This is a genomic window from Methylomagnum sp. (assembly GCF_054333355.1).
Genome location: NZ_JBTEKS010000345.1, coordinates 1 through 4,741 on the forward strand (window position 1 = coordinate 1; position 4,741 = coordinate 4,741).

Consider the following 4,741-nt stretch of genomic DNA (forward strand, 5'->3'; position numbering starts at 1 on the left):
GGATGTTAGATTTCCCGTGGTGTGCGCCTAACCCACCCTACGATGTGTGGGGCTGGGCCATTTCTCCCTCAGCCAAAGGATGCCTTGCGCCGCGAACGTCCACAACAAGGGCTGGGCCATCAAGCGGTTGCGGCCATCCAGTTGCCCATAACCGATAATGTAGAACATCGCGACAGTTCCCAGCCACACCAGACAAAGCAACACCGCCGGATCGTCCCGCACCGGCACCCGCCACAGCGCATAAAAAAATGCCGGGAGGCACAGCAGCCACAGCGTCATGCCGGGAAACAGCAATTCGTAATAATTGGTCCCGCTCAAGCCATGGGTGAGCGCCACCCACGGGAACGGACCCATCAAGCTCCGGGCCGTGGCCCGCGTCAAATTCAGCCACAAGGGTTGGCGCCGCAGATCGGCATGCCAGTCGCGGCGGACGGCGTCGATTTTCTCGGTCGGCTCGGACAGGGCCGCGCCGGTGGCTGATTCGACCACCCGATTCGCGCCCGCCAGGATGCGCAGATTCTCCTCAACCACATGGCCGGGCAGGCTGTTCTCCCAAGACTGGACGAGACCGGGCGCTATCTGGGCCAAACCGAAAATCACCACCCCGATGCCAACCGCCGCGTACATCGCCCGTCGCCAAACCATGGCCCGCCAACCTGACAGCGCGACCGCCAGACCAGCCAAGGCCAGGGCCACTACCACGTTGAACCGCACCAGAACCAGCACCGCCAAGGTGCCAGCGGTGAGCGGCCCGTTCAGCCAAGGCTTCTCCCGGCGCAACAGGCGCACGCTGCCCAGCAAGGCCAGCGCCGTCAGGAAGGCAATCAGCACGTCGCGCATGAGAATGGCGCTCCACACGGCGAGGCCGGGGTCGGCGACGATCAGGCCCGCCGCCAGCCCCGCCACCCGCTGGCTTTGGAACAGGGCGCGGGCCAGCATGAACGTCCCCGCCGCCCCGCCCGCCGCGAGGGGCAGGTTGCCGAAGATGGCGGTCGCCGTGGAGTGGCCGGTCACGGCGTAAACCCCGGCGATATAAAGCTGATAGAGGTGGCGGCCCATGCCCAGCACATCGCTGTAGGGACGGGCGTCGTCCGGCTGCCAGACGGGAATGCCCAGGCTCAGCAAGCCCTTGAGCTTGAATTCCCGCGCTGACACCTCCAGCCCGTCCCAGTGCATGACCAGGGCGCGGGCTTGAAGATCATACAAGGGCACATCGAAGCGGGCGTGGCCCCATTGGTCCGTGCTTTGGGCGAGCAGCGCCTCGGCGGTGAAGAGCGGCAAGGCCAGGGCAAAGATCAGCGTCACCGTGGCGCGGTCGGCCCCGGACGCCAAGGCCCGCATCAGCAACAAAACGCTCAGGGCTTCCAGCCACAAGAGCGCCATGCCGGAGACGGGGAATTTCCCGGACAGGGCCAGCATTCCCGCCCACAGGCACCCGCCGAGCAGCGCGGCACCCGCCCGCCAGTCCAAGCGTCCAGCGGCTAGCCGGGGCGTCATGCCGACGCTTCCGCCAGTAGGCTTTCCCACTGCGCCAGGATGGCCGCCGGGCTGAACCGCTCGGCCACGGGGCGGGCGTTTTCCCCCAGGCGGCGGCGTTCGCTCTCATCGGCCATCAGCGCCGCCATCGCCTCCGCCAGGGCCGGGGCATTCTCGGCGGGCACCAATAAGCCATCCTCGCCGGGTGTGATGATGTCGGCGGGACCGCTCTGGCAATCGAAGCTGACCACCGCCCGCCCCGCCGCCATGGCTTCCAGCAGGGCCATGGGGAAGCCCTCGTAGCGGGATGACAGCACGAACAAATCGGCTTGGGCCAGCACGCCCGCCACATCGCTGACCGTGCCGGGCAGATGGACGCGGCCCGTCAATCCGGCTTCGGCCAGCGTTCGTTCCAGCGCGGGCCGCTCGGCGCCTTCGCCGAAAATCACCAGATTCCAATCCGGGAAGCGGCCCGCGATTGCCCGGAACGCTTCAATCAAAAAATCGTGGCCCTTCTGCGGGGCCAAGCGTCCCAAGGTGACGACCGTGCGGGGGCCGAAACATCCGGGCCGAGTTAATGGGTTGGCCGGGGTGGCGAGTTCCACCGGATTGGGAATGGCAGAGGCCCGCCAGCGCGGCCATTGGGTCAAGGCCCAGCGCCGGGTGCCTTCGGTCAGCATCACCACCCGCGTCGCCCATGGGTAGGTGATACGCCGCAACAGGCTCCACGCCCGGCCAATCCGGTGACGGCGGGGATCGTTGTGTTCGGCCACGATGATTTTCCCGCCCAACCCCGCGCCCGCCAGCAAGGTCAGCACATTGGCTTGGTCGCCGAGACTGAACACCACCTCCGGGCGACCCGCCGCGATGGCCCGCCGCAATCCAATCAACCGCCGCAGGTTGTGGTGGATGGCGTCGAGCGGGCCGGATGAATCCACCATGCCCGCCAGCCCGATCCGTTCGATGCGCGGGTCCAGCGCATAGAAATCCGTGTCCGGCGTCGCCAGCGTCACCACCGTGACCTGCTTGCCCCGTTCGGCCCAGGCGTTCGCCAGGATCGACAGCACCCGCTCGGCCCCGCCCGCGCCCAAGGATGACGCGAAGAACAATAACCGCCCGGCGCTCATGGCGCGGCCTCCTGTGTTGGCTTGGGCCGGGAAGCCGCTCCCCGCGCCTCGGCCATGACTTCGGCGATCAGCGTTTCCCATTCGGCCATGATCCGCGCCGGGGCGTAGCGTTGCGCGGCTTGCCGGGCGTTCTGGCCCAGGCGGCGGCGTTCGGCTTCATCCGTCATCAAGCGGGCCATGGCGGCGGCGAGGGCGTCCGTGTCCTCCGGCGGCACCAGCAGGCCATCCTCGCCGTCCCGGACAATCTCCGAGGGGCCGGTGGGGCAATTGAAGCTGATGACCGGCAAGCCCAGCGCCATGGCTTCCGCCAGGACCAGGCAAAAGCCTTCGTACCGGGACGACACCGCGAACAAATCGGCCAGGGGCAGAATGGTCTCGGGTGCCTTGACCACGCCGGGCAGGGAGACGCGGCCTTCAAGCCCAAGCTGTGCGATTTGCCGCTCCAACGCCGCCCGCTCGGCGCCTTCGCCAAACACGACCAAGTGCCAGTCGCCGAACCGGGGCGCGAGCGTGGCGAACGCCTCGATCAGCAAGTCGAAGCCCTTCTGCGGCACCAGCCGACCCATGGCGGCGATGGTGTGGCGTCCGAACTGGGCGGGCGGTTCCGCCTGCGGCGGGCGGCTGGGCGGCTCGACCGGATTGGGCATGACCGCCACCCGCCAGCCCGGCCACAGCGTCTCGGCCCAGCCCGCCGCGTCCGCCGTCAACAGCGTGACCCGGCTGGCCTGTGGGTAGGTCAGCCGCCGCAATAGCGACCAGCGCCAGCCGATGGGGTGCATCCGGGGATCGTTGTGTTCGGTGGCGATGACCGGGACGCCGCTGCCGGACAGCGCCCGCAGCACGGCGACATTGGTGGTGTCCATGAAGCTGATGACCAGTTCGGGCGCGGTGTCCAGGATGGTTTTCCGCAAATCGCGCCGCCGCCGTCGTTGGCAGGACCAATCGAACCAGCGGCAACTGGCGGCGGCGGCGCCACGCGGCCCGATGCGCGTCCCCGTGTCCGGCACCTCGTAGTGCGCGGGGATGGCCGGATTCAGGATCAACAGGCTGACCCGGTGCCCGGCGTCCGCCAGCCAGCGCACCAGCCCGGCCATCACCCGCTCGGCGCCGCCGCAGCCCAGGCTGTAAATCACACAGGTAATTTGAAGGCCGCTCATATAAGGGTATTGTTAGCTTTTATTCCGACGGGATTGCAGCTTGTGATAAAGCTGATAAACGCCCAGTATCGGTTCAAATATCCGCTGTCGAATCGCGAATTGTTTACGGGATGCCTCGATAACCCCGGCGTCAGCCGCCAGCCGGGATTTGAATAACCGCAAGGCCGCTTCGTAGACCTTTATATCAATCCTATTCCTGTCCCGTATAGCCTGGCTTTGCGCCTCGCTGAATTGTAATAGCCTATGCTCGCTTTTTTGATTCAGTTTGGTATAGACGGGGTAGCTCTGCCAGCCTAAGCTGTGCTTGAACAGCAACAGGCTATCGTCGAAATATTCGGTGATACCGAAACAGGCTAGGCGGTTTTCCAATATATCCAGGGCTTGGGCGACAATAGCGTCTTCGCTCGCCTCCGGCAATTCGTATCCGGCATTGCCTAACAGAGTCCGGGTTTGTAGATTATCGATCCAAATATTGCAGGGGTCGGCCAGATAAGCGTCTATATTCTGATTGGCATCGACATTCCATACCTTGCCCTCGCTGATATGCTGGCAGAGTGACTTCACCCGCGCCACCGGGTCTCTTAAAAAGGTAATCGTCGGCAAGCCGTCAATGGATTGAATCCCGGTCATTAATGGCACATGGCCGCTCACAAAAACCAGTTTCGAGCGCTCCGTTTCGGTCAAGGCGTGATAGCGCTGCACATCCCGCTCGAAATCCCCCAAGAATACGAACGAATTACGTTTGAAGCGGTTCGCCTTATATAGCCTTCTTAGACAATTTGAAAAGGACGTGCCCGCGCTTTTGGGGATGTGTAGAAACCGGATTTTGTCGGGGCTTGCCATGGTATTACTCGCTACAAACGGAATCCTGTGGGCGGGTCTTTCTCGTTCCCACGCTGGAGCGTCACTGCCATTAAGTTAAGCGTGCGCGGGCCTTGATTTCGTTGGCTGAGCGGAGTCGAAGCCAGCGAAATCAAGGCC

General features: G+C 64.5%; 4 protein-coding genes. All 4 read right to left on the reverse strand.

What is annotated here, in order from left to right; translation table 11 throughout:
• Positions 1-27 precede the first annotated feature (27 nt).
• From ACXWUF_RS18845 to ACXWUF_RS18860, 4 genes are read right to left on the reverse strand one after another with little or no spacing between them, the layout of a single operon-like run.
• The gene (locus ACXWUF_RS18845) at positions 28-1,497 is read right to left on the reverse strand and encodes a hypothetical protein (protein WP_458496130.1); all 1,470 of its coding nucleotides are present in this window, start codon (positions 1,495-1,497) and stop codon (positions 28-30) included.
• On the reverse strand, positions 1,494-2,603 hold the full coding sequence (locus tag ACXWUF_RS18850; RefSeq protein WP_458496131.1) for a glycosyltransferase family 4 protein: 1,110 nt from the start codon (positions 2,601-2,603) through the stop codon (positions 1,494-1,496). The genes ACXWUF_RS18845 and ACXWUF_RS18850 overlap by 4 nt, the downstream gene beginning before the upstream one ends.
• A complete protein-coding gene (locus tag ACXWUF_RS18855) occupies positions 2,600-3,760 on the reverse strand; it encodes a glycosyltransferase family 4 protein (RefSeq protein WP_458496132.1) in 1,161 nt (386 codons plus the stop codon). The genes ACXWUF_RS18850 and ACXWUF_RS18855 overlap by 4 nt, the downstream gene beginning before the upstream one ends.
• A gap of 12 nt (positions 3,761-3,772) precedes the next feature.
• Complete coding sequence (locus ACXWUF_RS18860; protein WP_458496133.1) at positions 3,773-4,603, reverse strand: sulfotransferase family 2 domain-containing protein; 831 nt, start codon at positions 4,601-4,603, stop codon at positions 3,773-3,775.
• Positions 4,604-4,741 lie beyond the last annotated feature (138 nt).